Below are 17,343 nucleotides of genomic sequence, written 5' to 3'. Positions count from 1 at the left end.
GGCCCGGTCCCGATGCCCGGATGCGGCTCGTTGCGCTGGCTGCGGCTAGAATATGCCGCTCGCTCATCCCCCCGTTTCCGCAGGAGTCCCGCAAGTGATCAAGCCCCGTACGCCGCCCGGCATCATGGAATTGCTGCCGCGCGAGCAGATCGCGTTCCAGCGCATGCTGGACGTCATCCGCCGCAACTACGAGCGGTTCGGGTTCCTGCCGGTGGAAACCCCGGTGTTCGAGCTGTCCGATGTGCTGTTGACCAAGTCCGGCGGTGAAACCGAGCGCCAGGTGTATTTCGTGCAGTCCACCGGCGCATTGGCAAACGCGGCCGAAGCCGGCGACAAAACGCTGCCCGAGCTGGCCCTGCGCTTCGACCTGACCGTGCCGCTGGCCCGCTACGTGGCCGAGCACGAGCACGACCTGACCTTCCCATTCCGTCGTTACCAGATGCAGCGCGTGTACCGCGGCGAGCGTGCCCAGCGCGGTCGCTTCCGCGAGTTCTACCAGTGCGACATCGATGTGATCGGCAAGGACGCGCTGAGCATCCGCTATGACGCCGAACTCCTGGCGGTGATCCATGCGGTCTTCGCCGAGCTCAGCATCGGCGCCTTTAGTATCCAGCTCAACAACCGCAAGCTGCTGCGCGGCTTCTTTGAAAGCCTGGGCGTGGCTGATGGCGAGCGCCAGCTGGCGGTGCTGCGCGAAGTGGACAAGCTGGACAAGCGCGGCCCCGACTACGTGCGCGAGACGCTGGTGGGCGAAGGCTTTGAGATCCCGGCCGAGCAGGTCGAGCGGATCCTGGCCTTCGTGGCGGTCCGCTCCAGCAGCCACGCCGACGCGTTGGCCCAGCTGGACGCGCTGCTGGCCGATCCGGCTGCCAGCGAGACGCTGAAGGTGGGCGTGGCCGAACTGCGCGAAGTGCTGGAGCTGGTCAAGGCGCTGGGCGTGCCGGAAACCGCGTACTGCCTGAACTTCTCCATCGCGCGCGGCCTGGATTACTACACCGGCACCGTGTACGAAACCACGCTGACCGACCACCCGCAGATCGGCTCGATCTGCTCCGGTGGCCGTTACGAAGACCTGGCCAGCCACTACAGCAAGTCCAGGCTGCCGGGCGTGGGCATTTCCATCGGCCTGACCCGTCTGTTCTGGCAGCTGCGCGAAGCCGGCCTGATCGCCGGGATTGAAGACAGCAGCGTGCACGCGTTGGTGGCGCTGATGGACGACGCCAGCCTGCCGCAGTCGCTGGAAATCGCCCGCCGCCTGCGCGCCGGTGGCATCAACGCCGAAGTGCAGATGGAGCCGAAGAAGATCGGCAAGCAGTTCCAGTACGCGGCCAAGGCCGGCATTCGTTTCGTCGTGCTGGCCGGTGACGACGAGCTGGCGCGGGGCGTGGTCGCGGTCAAGGATCTGCTGCGCGAGCAGCAGTTCGAGGTCTCGCGCGAGGAACTGGCCAGCACCCTGCAGGTGGAACTGGAGCAGGCCAAGGTCATGCCGTGAGGCGGCTGGGGGTGGCGGCAACGCTGCTGCTCCTGCTGACCGCGTGCCGGACCGATCCTGCGCTGCATGGCCAGCGGATCGGTCCGGGCCAGTACCGGCTGACGGTCGACCGCTGCCACGTGATCGACCGGGAGCAGCTGCAGCGTGACCTGCGCGGATTGGCCGGGAAAAAGTGCCCGGACGGGGCAGGGGAGCTGCAGGCCGTCCAGTCCATCCCGAGCCGCCAGGGCAGCCTGTTCGGCGAGTGCCTGCGCAGCGGCGCCCTCCGCGCCGAGGTAACGTGCCGGTAGGTACCGACCGTTGGTCGGTAAGCCGATGAGCGTACCGTGCCGGTAGGTACCGACCGTTGGTCGGTACGCCGATGAACGCCCGATACCCAAAACAAACGCCCGCTCCGCGGGCGTTTTTCGTTCCCGCCCCTGAACCAACCTGATCCGAGCAGCCACCCGGTTTGACCCTGGAGCTTCGTTTGCGCTAATGTAATAGCACGCTATTACATTGATACGATGAAACTACGCCCCGCCCCCCGAGAAAAAGACGCCCAGGCCGATCTGGCCTGCCTGGCTGCGGCCTTCGCCGCGCTGTCCAGCGCCGAACAGGTCACCGCGTTCCTGCGCGACCTGTGCACCCCGGCCGAGCTGGAGGCGCTGTCGGACCGCTGGAAGGTGGTGCCGCTGCTGCAGCAGGGCGTGCCGTATCGCGAAATCCACGAACTGACCGGCGTCAGCGTGACCACCACCGGGCGCGTGGCGCGTTCGCTGGAGCATGGCCACGGCGGCTATGCCGCCGCCATTGCCGCCACGCCGTCTTCCCCCGAATCCGAGTAAGTGAGCCTCCCCATGAGTGCAACCCAGACCGCCCCGGCACGTGACCGGCTGCGTATCGCCATCCAGAAGAACGGGCGGCTGGCCGAGCCCGCCCGCAGCCTGCTGACCGCCTGCGGGCTGAGCTGGCGGCAGAGCCGCGACAAGCTGTTCTGCTACGGCGAGTCGCTGCCGGTGGACCTGCTGCTGGTCCGCGATGACGACATCCCCGGCCTGATCGCCGATGGCGTCTGCGATTTCGGCATCGTCGGCCGCAACGAGCTGGACGAGCAGGGCGCCGCCCGCCGCCGGATCGGCCTGCCGGATGCCTACCAGGCGCTGCGCGGGCTGAACTTCGGCCAGTGCCGGTTGATGCTGGCGGTGCCGGAGGAGTGGGAATGGACGGGCGTGGAGCAGCTGGCCGGCAAGCGCATCGCCACCAGCTACCCCGCGATCCTGGCCGACTGGCTGGCCGCGCGCGGCGTGGATGCCCAGGTGGTCGAGCTGTCGGGTTCGGTCGAAATCGCCCCGCGCCTGGGCACCGCCGACCTGATCTGCGATCTGGTGTCCAGCGGCGCCACCCTGGCCGCCAACCAGCTCAAGCCGGTCGAAACCCTGCTGGAAAGCGAGGCGGTGCTGGCCGGCCCGGTCCGCACGCCCGATGACGCCCGCGCCGGTCTGATGGCGATGCTGCTGCGTCGCCTCGATGGCGTGGTGAACGTGCAGGACAGCAAGCTGCTGATGTTCCGCGCCGCGCTGGACCGGGTCTCCGAGTTGACCCGCCTGCTGCCCGACGCCGATCCGCTGGTGCAGTTGCCCGATGACGGCGGCCACCTGCGTTTGCAGACCATGTGCCACGGTGCGTTGACCTGGCAGCGGTTGGAGGACCTGGAGCGCGCGGGCGCGCAGGGCTTGATGGTATTGAGTGTGGAGCGGTCGCTGGCATGAATCGTTTGACGTGGTCCCAATTGGATGCCGGCGCCCAGGCGCAGGCGCTGCAACGCCCGGTCCAGGCCGTGGCGGCGCGCACCCGTGAGTCCGTTGCCGCGTTGATCGCGGCAGTGCGCCAGGGCGGTGATGCCGCACTGCGTGAGATCACCCTGCGCTTCGACGGCGTGGCACCGGCGACCTTCGAGGTCAGCGAGGCGGAGTTCGCCGCCGCCGAGCAGGCCGTCTCGGCCGAGCTGCGCCAGGCGATGATCGATGCGGCCGCGCGCATCCGTACCTTCCACCAGGCCGGAATGACCCAGGGCTATGCGGTCGAGACCGCGCCCGGCGTGCGTTGCGAACGCGTGGTGCGGCCGATCGGTCGGGTGGGTCTGTATGTGCCGGCCGGCAGCGCGCCGTTGCCGTCCACCGCGCTGATGCTGGGGGTGCCCGCACAGCTGGCCGGCTGCCGGGAAGTCGTGTTGTGCACGCCGCCACGCAAGGACGGCAGTGCCGATCCGGCCGTGCTGGTGGCCGCACGCCTGACCGGCGTGCACCGCGTGTTCAAGCTGGGCGGTGCCCAGGCGATCGCGGCGATGGCGTATGGCACTGACAGCGTGCCGGCGTGCGACAAGCTCTATGGCCCGGGCAATAGTTACGTGACCGAAGCCAAGCAGCAGGTCGCCCAGGACGGTGCCGCGGCGATCGACATGCCGGCCGGGCCGTCCGAAGTGCTGGTGATTGCCGATGCGGGTGCCACGCCGGCGTTCGTCGCCGCCGATCTGCTCTCGCAGGCCGAGCACGGCCCGGATTCGCAGGTGCTGCTGCTGACCGACGACGCGGCGATGGTGGACCGGGTCGAGGCGGCGGTTGAAGCGCAGCTGGCGCAGCTGTCGCGTGCGGACATCGCCGCGCAGGCGCTGGCGTCCTCGCGCCTGATCCTGGTCGATTCGCTGGACGACGCCTTCGCGATCAGCAACCGGTATGCGCCGGAGCACCTGATCCTGGCGCTGCGCGAGCCGCGCGCGTGGTTGGACAAGGTGGACGCGGCCGGGTCTGTGTTCCTGGGCGACTACACCCCCGAAGCGCTCGGCGATTACTGCAGTGGCACCAACCACGTGCTGCCGACCGCCGGCGCTGCCCGCGCCTACAGCGGCGTCAGCGTGGCCAGCTTCCAGAACCTGATCAGCGTGCAGTCGGCCACGGCCGCTGGCATCGCAGCGATCGGCGAGTGTGCCCGCGTGCTGGCACGCGCCGAAGGCCTGGACGCCCACGAAAACGCGGTGACGCTGCGCATGGAGGTGGCCGCATGAGCACTGCCTCCATCCTGTCCCTGGTGCGTGCCGACCTGCAGGCGTTTGCGGGGTATTCCTCGGCGCGCAGCAGTGCGCTGGTCGGCGATGTCTGGCTCAACGCGAATGAATCGGCCTGGGCCAATCCGGCCGACGTCGCCGGTGGGGCGCGCCGCTATCCCGACCCGCAGCCAGCGGCGCTGCGTGATCGGCTGGCCGAGCTGTACGGCTGCTCGTCCGAACAACTGCTGATCGGCCGCGGCAGCGACGAGGCCATCGATCTGCTGGTACGCGCGCTGTGCGAGCCGGGCCGCGATGCGGTGGTGACCACGCCGCCGGTGTTCGGCATGTATGCCGTCTGCGCGCGCCTGCAGAACGCGCCGTTGATCGAGGTGCCGCTGGTCGATCAGGGCGATGCGCTGGTCGCCGATATCGATGCCGTCATTGCCGCGGCGCTGTCGGGCAACGCCAAGCTGGTGTTCCTGTGCTCGCCGTCCAATCCCGCGGGCAGTGTGATCACCCTGGCCGAGATCGAGCGGGTGGCCACGGCATTGCAGGGCAGGGCGCTGGTGGTGGTGGATGAGGCCTACGGGGAGTACGCCGAGCAGCCGTCCGCGACCACGCTGTTGAGCCGTTACGAGAACATCGCCGTGCTGCGCACGCTGTCCAAGGCGCATGCGCTGGCGGCCGCCCGCATTGGCAGCCTGATCGCCGATGCCGCGCTGATCCAGCTGCTGCGCCGCTGCCAGGCGCCATACCCGGTGCCCGCGCCCTGTGCCGAGTTGGCATTGGCCGGTCTCGGCGCCGAGAGCCTGGCCGTGACTACCCGGCGCATCGCGCAGATCAAAGCCGAACGTACCCGCCTGCAGTCCGGCCTGGCCGCGCTGCCCGGTGTGGTGCGTGTCTATCCCTCGCAGGGCAACTACCTGCTGGTCCGTTTTGCCGACGCCCAAGGCGCGTTTGATGCGCTGCTCGCGGCCGGCGTGGTGGTGCGTGACCAGCGTGCCGCGCCGCAGCTGGGCGATGCACTGCGCATCACCCTCGGCAGTCCGGAACAGAACGACCGCGTACTCGCCGCCCTGATGGCCCGGAGGGCTGCCGCATGACCCCGATTCTGTTCGTCGACCGCGACGGCACCCTGATCGAAGAGCCCGCCGATTTCCAGATCGACGCCTACGAGAAGCTGCGCTTCGTGCGCGATGTGATCCCGGCGATGCTCAAGCTGCGCGATGCGGGCTATCAGTTCGTGATCGTCAGCAACCAGGATGGCCTGGGCAGCGAAGGCTATCCGCAGGCCAGCTTCGATGGCCCCAACGACCTGATGCTGCAGATCTTCGCCAGCCAGGGCATCACCTTCCGTGACGTACTGATCGACGGCACCTGGCCGCAGGACAACGCACCGACCCGCAAGCCGGGCATCGGCCTGATGCTGCCGTATCTGCAGGACCGCAGCATCGACTGGGCACGCTCGGCGATGGTGGGCGACCGCCTGACCGATATCCAGTTCGCCGAGAACATGAAGATCCGCGGTTTCCAGCTGCGCACCGAGCAGTTTGGCGGCGACTGGGACTGGACCTCGATCGCGCATGAGCTGGCCGATGCGCCGCGCCGCGCCACCGTGCAGCGCAATACCAAAGAAACGAAGATCCGGGTTGACGTCGATCTGGACCGCACCGCCGAGCCGCAGACCCACACCGGGCTGCCGTTCTTCGATCACATGCTGGAGCAGATCGGCAAGCACGGCGGCTTCGCACTGAGTGTGCAGGCCGAGGGCGACCTGCACATCGATGAGCACCACACCATTGAAGACACCGGCCTGGCGCTGGGCCAGGCCCTGCGCGAGGCACTCGGCGACAAGCGTGGCATCGGCCGTTACGGCTTCACCCTGCCGATGGACGAGACCCTGGCCAGTGCCGCGCTGGATTTCAGCGGCCGCCCGTATTTCGTGTTCGAAGGCGAGTTCAAGCGCGAGCGCGTGGGTGACATGCCGACCGAGCTGGTGCCGCACTTCTTCCGCTCGCTGTGCGATGCGGCCGGGTTGAATCTGCACCTGAGCGTGCGCGGCGACAACGACCACCACAAGGTCGAGGCCTGCTTCAAGGCGCTGGCGCGCGCGCTGCGCCAGGCCTTGCCGCGGCAGGGCACCGCGCTGCCGAGCACCAAGGGGGCACTGTGACCGAGGTTGCGCTGATCGATGCGGGTGGGGCCAACCTCGGTTCGGTCCGCTATGCGCTGGAACGGCTGGGCGTGCAGGTGCGGCTGGTGCGCGATGCGCAGGGGCTCGAAGGTGTCTCGCGGGTGATCCTGCCCGGCGTCGGCGCGGCCCCGCACGGCATGGCGCGTCTGCATGCGCAGGGTCTGGTGCAGCCGCTGCGCGAGCTGCAGGTACCGCTGCTTGGGATCTGCCTGGGCATGCAACTGCTGTTCGATGGCTCTGAAGAGGGCCATGTCGAATGCCTGGGCCTGTTGCCCGGGGTCGTTCGCCACCTGCGTCCTGCCACCGGCATCCGTGTGCCGCACATGGGCTGGAACCGGCTGCTGCCCCTGCGCGCGTCGCCGCTGCTGGCGGGCGTGCCGGCCCGGGCCAGCGCGTACTTCGTACACAGCTACGCCGCCCCCCTGGGCGAAGACACCGTGGCGGCGTGCGATCACGGCGGGCTGTTCGCGGCCGTCGTGCAGCGCGGCCGGCACAGTGGCGCCCAGTTCCACCCGGAGCGCTCGGCCGATACCGGCGCGCGCATCCTGCGCAATTTCATCGAGAACGAACCGACATGAGTTTCATCGTCTATCCCGCCCTGGATATCCGCAAAGGCCGCGTGGTACGGCTGCTGCAGGGTGACTACGCGCAACAGACCACCTACGGCGATGACCCGCTGCCGCGCGCGCAGGCCTTTGCCGCGGCGGGCGCGGGCTGGATGCACCTGGTGGATCTGGATGCGGCCCGTGCCGGTGGTTACACGCTGGCACCGCTGCTCTCCTCGATCGCGTCGCAGACCGGCCTGAAGGTGCAGACCGGCGGCGGTGTGCGCTCGCGCGATGACGTCGCGCGCATCCTCGACGCCGGTGCCACCCGCGTGGTGGTCGGCTCGGTGTCGGTGCGCGAACCGGCGACGGTGATCGGCTGGCTGCGCGAGTTCGGCCCGGACCGGCTGACCATCGCGCTTGACGCGCGCCAGGCCGAGGATGGCCGCTGGCTGCTGCCGGTGCATGGCTGGACCGAGACCGCCGAGGACACGCTGGACGTGTTGGCCCAGCGCTACGCCGAGGCCGGCATGCAGCACCTGCTGTGCACGGATATCGCGCGCGACGGCATGCTGTCCGGGCCGAACATCGATCTCTACCAGCATCTGGCCACACTGCTTCCCGGCGTGGCGGTGCAGGCCTCTGGCGGCGTGCGTGATGCCGACGATGTCGCCCAGGCCAAGGCGGTCGGCTGCGGCGGGGCGATCCTCGGCAAGGCATTGCTGGAGGGGCGCATGACCCTGGAAGGAGCGCTGGCATGTTGAGCCGCCGCCTGATTCCGTGCCTGGATGTGCGCGATGGTCGCGTGGTCAAGGGCGTGCGCTTCCGCGATCACGTGGACATGGGCGATATCGCCGAGCTGGCGATGCGTTACCGCGACCAGGGCGCCGATGAACTCGTGTTCTACGACATCGGCGCCAGCCCGGAAGGGCGCGCGGTGGACGTGGCCTGGATCGAGCGCATCGCGCGCCTGATCGACATTCCGTTCTGCGTGGCCGGCGGCATCAGCGATGTGGAGACCGCACGGCGCGTACTGCATGCCGGCGCCGACAAAATCTCGATCAACTCGCCGGCCCTCGGTCGGCCCGAGCTGATCGAGGAGCTGGCCGATGCCTTCGGCGTCCAATGCGTGGTGGTCGGTATCGATTCGGTGCGCGAGACGGACGGCGAATGGCGGGTGCGCCGCTTCAGCGGCGATCCGGACAAGACCCAGGCGGTGGCGGTCCGTACCCTGGACTGGGTGGTGGAGGCACAGCGCCGCGGGGCCGGCGAGATCGTGCTCAACTGCATGGACAGCGATGGCGTGCGTCGCGGCTATGACGTGGCCCAGCTGCGCCAGGCCCGTGCGCTGTGCCAGGTGCCGCTGATCGCCTCCGGCGGCGCGGGCGAGATGCAGCACTTCGCCGATGTGTTCGACCAGGCCGACGTTGACGGCGCATTGGCCGCCAGCGTGTTCCACAGTGGGGCCATCGCCATTCCCGCGCTCAAACAGTTCCTGCGCGAGCAGCAGATCGAGGTTCGAGATGTCTATTGAAGTGGGTTTGATTGACGTGCAGCCGTCGCGCGAGGCGCTGGCGCAGCTGGACTGGGGCAAGGGCGATGGCCTGCTGCCGGTGGTGGTGCAGGACACCGACACGTTGCGCGTGCTGATGCTCGGCTATGCCAATGCGGCGTCGCTGGAGCAGACCCTGGCCACGGGCCATATGACCTTCTTCAGCCGCAGCAAGCAACGGCTGTGGACCAAGGGTGAATCCTCCGGCAACGTGCTGGCGGTGACCGCCGTGCGGATCGACTGCGACAACGACACCCTGCTGGTGAGTGCGCGCCCGGCCGGGCCGACCTGCCACACCGGCAGCGAGAGCTGCTTCCCGCAGGCACCGGGCAACTTCCTGGGCCGCTTGGATACCGTGGTGCGCGAGCGCGAACAGCAGCGCCCGGCCGGCAGCTACACCACCTCCCTGTTCGAGGGTGATATCCGCCGGATCGCACAGAAGGTGGGCGAGGAAGGGGTGGAGACCGCGCTGGCCGGCGTGGTGCAGGACGATGAGGCGCTGCTGGGCGAGTCGGCCGATCTGCTGTTCCATCTGACCGTGCTGCTGCGTGCGCGTGGGCTGTCGCTGGATGATGCGGTCGCGGTGCTGGCGGCGCGCCACGCCGGGTAGGGCAGGGCTGCACATCGTTTAACGTCGGTGAAACGCGGTGCAGGCGATGATGTGCGGCTCTACAATTCCCCACCCCCGACCGGACCGCCCCCGATGACCCGTACTGCCGCCTGGCTGGCTTGCCTGCTGTTGATGACTTCGCCTGCCTGGGCTGCTGAAACGACCGTCACCGGCAAGGTGTATCAGGAGCGCGACGGCAAGCCCGGGCGCGGCCCGACCGATCCCGGCCTGGCCGGTGTGCAGGTCTCCAACGGCGAAAGGATCGTGCGCACCGCCGCCGATGGCAGCTACAGCCTGCCGGTGCGCGAGGGCCAGACCGTGTTCGTGATCAAGCCGGACGAGTACCGCTTCCCGGCCGCCGCCAACGGGTTGCCCTCGTACTGGCGCCACTACGCGCCGCAGGGATCGCCGAAGCTGAAGTACGACGGCATCCGCGCCACCGGCGGCGCCACCCGCAACTGGGATTTCGCGCTGGAACCGGCCAAGGGCACCGATGCGGCACGCAACGGTTTCGAGATGCTGGTGTTCACCGATTCGCAGACCGCCAGCCGCCAGGACATCGGCTACTACCAGCGCGCCATCGTCGAGCCGATCATCGGCAAACACCCGGCGCGACTGGGCACGACCCTGGGCGACATCGTCAATGACGACCTGAGCCTGTACCCGGACATCAACAAGGTCACCGCGCAGCTGCAGGTGCCGTGGTTCCACGTGCCGGGCAACCATGACCTGGACATGGACGCCGGCAACGATGCGCACTCGCTGGACAGCTGGCGCGCCGTGTATGGCCCGGATACCTATGCGGTCGAAGAGGGGGGCGCGAGTTTCGTGTTCCTCGATGACGTGGTCTACGACCCCGAGGCCAAGCCGAGCTACGTGGGCGGCCTGCGCGCGGACCAGTTCACCTTCCTCGGCAATTACCTCAAGGGCCTGCCGCGTGATCGCCTGATCGTGCTCGGCATGCACATCCCGCTGTTCGATGCGGCACCCGGCCGGGAGACGTTCCGCCATGCCGATCGCACGCGCCTGTTCGCGCTGCTCAAGGACTTTCCGAACGTGCTGGTGCTCAGCGGCCACAGCCACACCCAGCAGCACTACTACCACGGCGCGGCCGAAGGCTGGCAGGGCAGCAAGCCGCTGCACGAGTACAACGTGGGCGCGGCCTGCGGGGCATTCTGGTCGGGCGTGAAGGACAGCAGCGGCATCCCCGATGCAACCATGAGCGATGGCACCCCGAATGGCTATGCGGTGCTGTCGGTCAAGCCCGGTGGCGACTACGGCCTGCGCTATTACGTGGCGCGTGCACCGGACGATTACCAGATCGCCCTGCATGCGCCGAAGGTGCTGCGCCAGGGCGCGTATCCGGCGTGGGGCGTGTACGCCAACGTGTTCATGGGCCAGGCCGATTCGCTGGTGGAATACCGCGTGGACGATGGCGCCTGGCAGCCGATGAAGCGTGTCGAGCAGCCCGATCCGCGGCTGCTGCAGGAGAACGTCGCCGACGATACCGCCGAGCGCCTGCGCGGTTTCGACCGCTCGCCGGAAGCCACGCCGTCGCCGCACCTGTGGCGCGGCGCGCTGCCGACCAACCTGCCGGTAGGCGAGCACAAGGTGGAGGTGCGTGCCGTGCAGGGCGATGGCCCGACGGCCACGGCCAGCACCAGCTACCGCCTGCAGACCGCCAAGCCCTGATCACGGCGCCGTGGGTTCAGTACGGCGCTGTATGGCGCAGGCGGCTTTGCATTCCCCCGGCGATGCCTGAGAATCGCCGGGATTCAATCGATTCAACCAAGGCAAGCGAGTGAGCGCAGCGGTACCGGTTCCGGCTCAACCTGATGTGGCGCGGACCGCGGCCCACCGGGATTCCCCCCCTGATACGCTGATCGTGGCCGATGTGGGCGGCACGTTCGCCCGCGTCGCGTTGGCCACCGTGCGGGCGGGCGCTGCGCCACAGCTGAGCGGCCTGCAGCGCTATACCTGCGCCGAGCACCCCAGCCTGGCCGCGATCCTGGCCGCTTTCATCGCCAGACTGCCGGCAGCGCCGGACAGTGCCGTGGTCGCGATCGCTGGCCTGCTGGATGGTGACCACCTGGTCAACACCAATCTGCCGTGGCCGGTCTCGGTCGCCCGGACCCGTCACGATTCCGGGCTGGCGTCGCTGGCGCTGATCAACGATTTCGAAGCGGTGGCCTATGCGATTCCGCACGTGGCGCCGGACACGCTGGTGGCCCTCAACGGGGGCGCCGATGCTACCCCGCGCTGGCCGGCGCTGGTGCTCGGCCCGGGCACCGGCCTGGGCGCAGCGCTGCGCTTCGAGGGCGGCGAGCGGCCGGTGCTGGCCAGCGAGGCCGGCCATGCTGCATTGAACGCGTGCAACGGGCTGGAACTGGAGGTGCTCTCGCGCCTGCTGCAGCGCTGGGAGCACGTGGACAACGAGCGCGTGCTGTCCGGTGGCGGGCTGATGAACCTGTATCCCTGCCTGTGCGACATCCGTGGGGTCACACCCCACTGGACCAGCACCGAGGCCCTGATCGCGGCCGCCCACGAGGGCGTGGATCCGGTGGCGGTCGAGACGCTGGAGGTGTTCTGCGCCTGGCTCGGCAGTCTGGCCGGCGACCTGGCCACGACCTTCGGTGCGCGCTCGGTCTACCTGGCCGGCGGGATCTCCACGCGGGTGGACCGGTTCCTGCGCGATGGCCGTTTCCGCGCGCGGTTCCTGGCCAAGGGCGTGATGCACGATGTGCTGCGCCAGGTGCCGATCTGGCGGGTGGACCACGGCGAGCTCGGTGTTCTTGGCGCGGCGGTCTGGCATGCGGAGCATCGCTGTATCGTCGTGTAATTCCCTCTTTGTCCGTTCACTGGAGACGTACCCATGACTGACCGCAGGCGATTTCTCCAGGCCAGTGCCCTGGCCGCTGGCGCCCTCGCGCTGCCGACGTTGCAGGCGCGTTCCGCCTCCGGTGCGCGCGTGGTGTCCACCTGGGATTTCGGCGTAGGGGCCAACCAGGTCGCCTGGAAGACCCTCTCAACCGGCGGCTCCGCGCTGGATGCGGTGGAAGCCGGTGCGCGCTGGGCCGAGAGCGACCTGTGCAATCCCACCGTCGGGCGCTGCGGCAATCCGGACCGTGACGGTGTGCTGAGCCTGGATGCCAGCATCATGGACGGCGATGGCCGCTGCGGTTCGGTGGCAGCGCTGAGCGATATCGCGCACCCCGTCTCGGTGGCGCGTCGCGTGATGGAGCAGACCCCGCACGTGATGCTGGTGGGCGAGGGCGCGCAGCAGTTCGCGGTGCAGCAGGGCTTCGAGCGCAGGAAGCTGCTCACCCCGGAAGCCGAGAAGGCCTGGCGCGAGTGGCTCAAGACCGCGCAGTACACCCCCGAGATCAATGCCGAGCGGCGCAGCCGTCCCGGTGACAGCAGCAACCACGACACGCTGGGCATGCTCGCCATCGATGCCCAGGGGCGTCTGGCCGGTGCCTGCACCACCAGTGGCATGGCCTGGAAGATGCACGGCCGCGTGGGCGACAGCCCGATCATCGGTGCGGGCCTGTACGTGGACAACGAGGTCGGTGCGGCGACGGCCTCGGGCGTGGGTGAGGAAATGATCCGCAACGCGGCCTCCTTCCTGGTGGTCGAGCTGATGCGCCAGGGCCGCTCGCCGGCCGAGGCCTGCCGCGAGGCGATCGCCCGAGTGGTGCGCAAGCGCCCTGAGGCAAGCAAGACCCTGCAGGTGTGCTTCCTCGCGTTGAACAAGCACGGTGAGGTCGGCGCCTACGCGCTGCATCGCGGCTTTGTCTACGCGGTCTGCGACAAGGACCGGCAGGACGACCTGCGCGATTCCGCTTCGGTGTACACGAGCGAACAGACGTGAGCGCGTCGCGCCGGGTGCTGGAGATCGCGTCGAATTCGGTGGCCTCTGCGTTGGCCGCCCAGCAGGGCGGCGCGGATCGGATCGAACTGTTCGACAACCTCGCCGAGGGCGGCAACACGCCGTCGCAGGGCAGCATCGCGGTCGCCCGTGAGCGCCTGCAGATTCCCCTGTTCGTGCTGATCCGGCCGCGTCCCGGCGATTTCCTCTACACCGCGCTGGAGGCCGAGATCATGCTGCGCGATATCGCGTACTGCCGTGCGCTCGGCTGCGACGGTGTGGTGATCGGCGCTCTGGATGCCGACGGTGGCATCGACATGGCGTTGTGCCGGGAACTGGTGTCCGCAGCAGGCCCACTCGGCATCACCTTCCACCGCGCCTTCGATGCCGCGCGTGATCTGCCGGCGGCACTGGAACAGATTGTGACACTGGGCTGCCAGCGCATCCTGAGTTCGGGCGGGGAGGCCAGTGCGCTGGCCGGTGCCGATGTGCTGGCCGCCCTGGTGGCGCAGGCAGGCGACCGCATCTCACTCATGGCTGGTGCGGGAATCACGGCGGCCAACGCCGTGGAGGTCGCCGAGCGCAGTGGGTGCACCGAACTTCACGCCTCAGCGAAGACGACGCAGCCCTCGGCGATGCGTCACCACAATCCCGCCCTGATGGGACTGTCACCGGACTGGACCGCCACCGACGTGGCGCAGGTCAACGCACTGCGCGCGGCGCTGGATTAAAAAAAAACGGCAGCCGCCTGTGCAAGCGCAGCTGCCGTGGAGGACCGTTGCCCCGCCCGGAGGCGGGGGCGGGTGACGCTTAGAACTTCCAGTTCACGCCGAAGTACAACTGGCGGCCGGTGTAGGTGTTGGACACCAGGCGGGCCTTGGTGTCGTTGCCCAGATGGATGCGCTGCTCGGACTTGGTCGCGTTCAGCACCGAGGCGGTGAAGGTCAGTGCTTCGGTGAAGTTGTAGGCCACGTTGAGATCCAGCTGGTCGTACGGTTCGGAGTACTGGCTCATGCCATTGACCGGACCGCCCACGACTTCACCGCGGCGGTTGTACGACGCGCGTGCCAGGAACGTCTCGTTCTCGTAGAAGATGGTGACGTTGGCCTGGTTCTTGGCGCTGCCCACCAGCGGCGAGGAACCAATCTCTTCGCCATCGAGCACGATGGCGGCCAGGTTGGTGTCGTTGTAGGTGTAGTTGGCCTGGATACCGAAGCCCATGTCGAAGGTGTACTGACCGTACAGCTCCACGCCCTGGGAGACGCCATCACGACCGTTGGCCTGGGTCTCGTACTTCTGCACCGTGACCGTTTCGCCACCGACATTCATCTGCTGGTCGCGGACCACCGGGACCGTGAAGTTGTCCACGTTCTTGCGGAACAGGCCCAGGCCCGCCACCGCGCCGGGCTTGAAGTACCACTCCAGGCCGACGTCGAACTGGGTCGCTTCGAACGGCTCCAGGTTCTTGTTGCTGCCATAGCCGTACCAGCCGGGCGTGTCCGTGCCGCCGGCAACGCGACGGTCGTTGCTGTATTCTTCGCTGATGTAGTTCAGCGCGCCGGGGGCGGCGATGCTGGTGTAGCTCGGGCGTGCGATGACCTTGGAGGCCGCACCACGCAGCACCAGCGTATCGGTGATGTCCCAGGCGATGTTGAAGCTCGGCAGGAAGTCCGTGTAGGTCTTGTCCATCGAGGTGAACGCGTACGTTTTCTCGCGCGCCAGGCCGTCCGGCAGGCGCACGAAGCCGCTCTGGCATACGTAGCCGGTGTTGGAGGCGATCAGCGGCGCTGCAGCAGGTTCGTTGCAGCCCATCGGCGAGCCGGCGGCGTTGTCCTGGAAGTAGTCGTTGAACTTCTCCACCGAGTCGCTGGATTCGGCGAACTGCTTGGTCCGGACCACGCGCACGCCGACGTTGCCGCGAAGGCGCTCGGTACGGAAGTTGGCCTGGAAGTAGCCCGAGTAGATCTTCTCGTTGACGTTGTAGACGAAGTCCTCTTCCTTGCGGCTGTGCGACCCGCCGTACTTCTCGTTGAGGTAGTTGATGTAGGCGGGATAGTTGATGCCCGGGAACACGTTGGCGTTGAAGCCGCCGGCGATGTTGCTGATCGGGTTGGACAGGAAGAAGCCCGGCTGGGCGACACCGGCGGTGGCATCGCAACCGGCCTGGTAACGGTTGTTGTCGTAGTCGGCCGGATCCTTGCCCTGGCACACCCAGTAGGTGTTGCCGGTATTGCGGTGCACATCGCCGTCGCGGTACTTGGCACCGAACTGGATGGAGTCCAGCCAGCCGCTTTCAAACAGCTTGGTGAAGTCGGCCTGGAAGTAGTTCTGCTTGACCTCGGTCTGCATCCACGACGAGCCGGTCGAGCCGGTGTCGATCTCGGCGATGCCGGCCATCAACTGGTCCTGCAGGTTCGGCGAGAAGGTGGCGCTCGGCGTACCGGTCAGATCCCACGCGCTGTACGAGTTGCCGGACTGCCAGACCCCGTCGACCTGGCGCCGCGGCTTGGCGGACATGCCGAAGTTCATCGACGGGCCGCCTTCGGACCAGGTACGGCCACCGGTGAAGGAGGCCTTCCACAGCGGGCTGATATCCCACTCGACGGTCAGGTCGCCGGTCTGCGAGAGCGCCTTTTCCTTGCTGTAGGTACCGGTCAGCTGCGGGGTGGGGATGGTGCAGTCGTCCGGACCCCAGCCGCCCGGTGCCACGCCAGCGGCCGCGGCCTGTTCTTCGCTGCAGTAATACGTCTTGCCGGCCAGCTTTTCGTACTGCGCGCCGGTCACGATGCTGCCGGAGGGGTCGAAGCTCAGCCCGTTGAGCAGGCGGCCACCGTCCCAGTTGCCATCGCCGTTGAAGCGGGCGAGGTTCCATTCCGGGATCTTCAACATGTTCTGGGTGTAATTGCCTTCCAGCTCGAAGCGGAAGTAATTGGCGGTCAGCGTCAGGTTGTCGGTCGGCTTGAACTGGAAGGTCAACTGGCCGCCGGTGCGCTCGCGCTTCTCTTCCTTCACGGCGAAGTTCACCGAGGTCGGCATGAAGAACTCGCTGTAGTTGCGGCCGCTCTGGTCATTGAAGCCGGACTGGCCCCACCAGTAGTGGATACCGTCCTGCAGCTGCGGATTGCCGTACGCATCCACCGCGTCGGTGCCGTTGCCGTACCACTGGTAGTCCTCGGTGCTCGCCTGCATGGTGCGGCTGGTGCGGGTCTGCTTGGTCGCGCCGACCAGCACGCCGAAGCGCTCATCCTTGCTGTGCCAGGAGTACAGCGCCGACGCCTGCGGATCCACGTCGTGGCTGGTGTCCGAGGAAGTGCCCTCCAGGTTCACGTAACCGGAGTTGGCTTCCATGTCGAGCGGACGACGGGTGTGCAGGATCACGGTGCCGCCGATGCCGCCTTCATCCAGGCGCGCCTCCGGCGATTTGAACAGCTCGGCGCTGGAGAGCATGTTGGCCGGCAGCAGCGTGTAGTTGAACGAACGGGTGGCCTCGTTGTTGGTTTCCGAGGTCGCCACGTAGTTGCCGTTCAACTGGGTCAGGGTCAGGTCCGGGGCCAGGCCGCGGACACTGACGGTCTTGCCTTCGCCGCCGCTGCGCTCGATGACCACGCCCGGCACGCGCTGCAGCGCGTCGGCCACGTTCTTGTCGGGGAACTTGCCCACGTCTTCGGCGGTGATCACTTCCACCACGGCGTTGGCGTCGCGCTTCTGTTGCAGACTTTTTTCGATGGCGTAGCGGTAGCCGGTGACGGTCACGCTGTCGAGCGTGGTGGCATCGGGTGTGCCGGTGGCCGGGGTGGCTTGTTGCGCGAACGCGGCCGGCACGACGGCCGTGGCCAAGGCGCTGGCAATGGCCGCGGACAACGCAACGCGGCGGTGCATGCGTGACATCTTCATTCCACTCTCTCCCTCTCCTGGATTGAAACGGTGGCGATACGAATTCTTTGAATCGATCTAATGGGTGGAGCCAAATTCTCTCGAGCGTCGAGTTGCCTGGCGCGTCCCGCATGCATCGCGTGGGCAGTCCCCCGGCTCCCCACTTCCGGCAATCGTGACCGTT

At 67.8% G+C, this 17,343-nt stretch carries 16 protein-coding genes; 15 read left to right on the top strand and 1 reads right to left on the bottom strand.

Annotation, left to right across the window (positions count from 1 at the left end):
* Positions 1-94 precede the first annotated feature (94 nt).
* The 15 genes from hisS (at position 95) to ABE483_RS04925 (ending at position 14,017) form a co-directional block, all read left to right on the top strand.
* Positions 95-1,492: a histidine--tRNA ligase gene (gene hisS, locus ABE483_RS04995; RefSeq protein ID WP_346481219.1), complete on the top strand. Its 1,398-nt coding sequence runs from the start codon at positions 95-97 to the stop codon at positions 1,490-1,492.
* Positions 1,489-1,782: a hypothetical protein gene (locus tag ABE483_RS04990; RefSeq protein WP_314404750.1), complete on the top strand. Its 294-nt coding sequence runs from the start codon at positions 1,489-1,491 to the stop codon at positions 1,780-1,782. Before hisS ends, ABE483_RS04990 begins: the two co-directional genes overlap by 4 nt.
* A 216-nt stretch (positions 1,783-1,998) precedes the next feature.
* Positions 1,999-2,319, top strand: a complete 321-nt coding sequence (locus tag ABE483_RS04985) for a YerC/YecD family TrpR-related protein (RefSeq protein WP_070472979.1) — start codon at positions 1,999-2,001, stop codon at positions 2,317-2,319.
* 12 nt (positions 2,320-2,331) lie between these two features.
* Entirely contained in the window at positions 2,332-3,243 is a 912-nt protein-coding gene (gene hisG, locus ABE483_RS04980) for an ATP phosphoribosyltransferase (RefSeq protein WP_102788409.1), read from the top strand.
* A complete protein-coding gene (gene hisD / locus ABE483_RS04975; protein ID WP_346481218.1) occupies positions 3,240-4,535 on the top strand; it encodes a histidinol dehydrogenase in 1,296 nt (431 codons plus the stop codon). Before hisG ends, hisD begins: the two co-directional genes overlap by 4 nt.
* On the top strand, positions 4,532-5,620 hold the full coding sequence (gene hisC / locus ABE483_RS04970) for a histidinol-phosphate transaminase (protein WP_346481217.1): 1,089 nt from the start codon (positions 4,532-4,534) through the stop codon (positions 5,618-5,620). Before hisD ends, hisC begins: the two co-directional genes overlap by 4 nt.
* A complete protein-coding gene (hisB, locus tag ABE483_RS04965; RefSeq protein WP_070472965.1) occupies positions 5,617-6,690 on the top strand; it encodes a bifunctional histidinol-phosphatase/imidazoleglycerol-phosphate dehydratase HisB in 1,074 nt (357 codons plus the stop codon). The genes hisC and hisB overlap by 4 nt, the downstream gene beginning before the upstream one ends.
* Positions 6,687-7,289: an imidazole glycerol phosphate synthase subunit HisH gene (gene hisH, locus ABE483_RS04960; protein WP_313211798.1), complete on the top strand. Its 603-nt coding sequence runs from the start codon at positions 6,687-6,689 to the stop codon at positions 7,287-7,289. Before hisB ends, hisH begins: the two co-directional genes overlap by 4 nt.
* Positions 7,286-8,020 (top strand): 1-(5-phosphoribosyl)-5-[(5-phosphoribosylamino)methylideneamino]imidazole-4-carboxamide isomerase, encoded by a 735-nt coding sequence (hisA, locus tag ABE483_RS04955; protein WP_346481216.1) that lies wholly within the window; start codon positions 7,286-7,288, stop codon positions 8,018-8,020. Before hisH ends, hisA begins: the two co-directional genes overlap by 4 nt.
* Positions 8,014-8,790 carry an imidazole glycerol phosphate synthase subunit HisF gene (hisF, locus tag ABE483_RS04950; RefSeq protein ID WP_346481215.1) on the top strand — a complete coding sequence of 259 codons (777 nt, stop codon included), beginning with the start codon at positions 8,014-8,016 and terminating at the stop codon, positions 8,788-8,790. Before hisA ends, hisF begins: the two co-directional genes overlap by 7 nt.
* A gap of 1 nt (position 8,791) precedes the next feature.
* Complete coding sequence (hisIE, locus tag ABE483_RS04945; protein WP_313219177.1) at positions 8,792-9,418, top strand: bifunctional phosphoribosyl-AMP cyclohydrolase/phosphoribosyl-ATP diphosphatase HisIE; 627 nt, start codon at positions 8,792-8,794, stop codon at positions 9,416-9,418.
* 93 nt (positions 9,419-9,511) lie between these two features.
* Positions 9,512-11,110: a calcineurin-like phosphoesterase family protein gene (locus ABE483_RS04940; RefSeq protein ID WP_346481214.1), complete on the top strand. Its 1,599-nt coding sequence runs from the start codon at positions 9,512-9,514 to the stop codon at positions 11,108-11,110.
* A 145-nt stretch (positions 11,111-11,255) separates the two neighbouring features.
* Positions 11,256-12,257: a glucokinase gene (locus ABE483_RS04935; protein WP_346481213.1), complete on the top strand. Its 1,002-nt coding sequence runs from the start codon at positions 11,256-11,258 to the stop codon at positions 12,255-12,257.
* 33 nt (positions 12,258-12,290) lie between these two features.
* The gene (locus ABE483_RS04930; RefSeq protein WP_313218176.1) at positions 12,291-13,289 is read left to right on the top strand and encodes a N(4)-(beta-N-acetylglucosaminyl)-L-asparaginase; all 999 of its coding nucleotides are present in this window, start codon (positions 12,291-12,293) and stop codon (positions 13,287-13,289) included.
* Positions 13,286-14,017 (top strand): copper homeostasis protein CutC, encoded by a 732-nt coding sequence (locus tag ABE483_RS04925; RefSeq protein ID WP_346481212.1) that lies wholly within the window; start codon positions 13,286-13,288, stop codon positions 14,015-14,017. The genes ABE483_RS04930 and ABE483_RS04925 overlap by 4 nt, the downstream gene beginning before the upstream one ends.
* Positions 14,018-14,096: 79 nt before the next feature.
* Here the strand turns inward: ABE483_RS04925 and ABE483_RS04920 are convergent, their stop codons facing one another.
* Positions 14,097-17,180, bottom strand: coding sequence for a TonB-dependent receptor (locus tag ABE483_RS04920; protein WP_346481211.1), 3,084 nt, complete (start codon positions 17,178-17,180; stop codon positions 14,097-14,099).
* Positions 17,181-17,343 lie beyond the last annotated feature (163 nt).

Source organism: Stenotrophomonas sp. TWI602, assembly GCF_039674045.1.
Lineage (GTDB): Bacteria > Pseudomonadota > Gammaproteobacteria > Xanthomonadales > Xanthomonadaceae > Stenotrophomonas.
Note: the sequence above shows the minus strand (reverse complement) of the source record. Positions and strands in the feature narration are given on the sequence as shown.

Excerpts from the sequence above, each read along its gene's own strand:
- ABE483_RS04985 (WP_070472979.1), top strand. The coding sequence starts at position 1,999 with ATGAAACTACGCCCCGCCCCCCGAGAAAAAGACGCCCAGGCCGATCTG.
- hisG (WP_102788409.1), top strand. The coding sequence starts at position 2,332 with ATGAGTGCAACCCAGACCGCCCCGGCACGTGACCGGCTGCGTATCGCC.
- hisD (WP_346481218.1), top strand. The coding sequence starts at position 3,240 with ATGAATCGTTTGACGTGGTCCCAATTGGATGCCGGCGCCCAGGCGCAG.
- hisC (WP_346481217.1), top strand. The coding sequence starts at position 4,532 with ATGAGCACTGCCTCCATCCTGTCCCTGGTGCGTGCCGACCTGCAGGCG.
- hisB (WP_070472965.1), top strand. The coding sequence starts at position 5,617 with ATGACCCCGATTCTGTTCGTCGACCGCGACGGCACCCTGATCGAAGAG.
- hisA (WP_346481216.1), top strand. The coding sequence starts at position 7,286 with ATGAGTTTCATCGTCTATCCCGCCCTGGATATCCGCAAAGGCCGCGTG.
- hisF (WP_346481215.1), top strand. The coding sequence starts at position 8,014 with ATGTTGAGCCGCCGCCTGATTCCGTGCCTGGATGTGCGCGATGGTCGC.
- ABE483_RS04940 (WP_346481214.1), top strand. The coding sequence starts at position 9,512 with ATGACCCGTACTGCCGCCTGGCTGGCTTGCCTGCTGTTGATGACTTCG.
- ABE483_RS04930 (WP_313218176.1), top strand. The coding sequence starts at position 12,291 with ATGACTGACCGCAGGCGATTTCTCCAGGCCAGTGCCCTGGCCGCTGGC.
- ABE483_RS04920 (WP_346481211.1), bottom strand. The coding sequence starts at position 17,180 with ATGAAGATGTCACGCATGCACCGCCGCGTTGCGTTGTCCGCGGCCATT.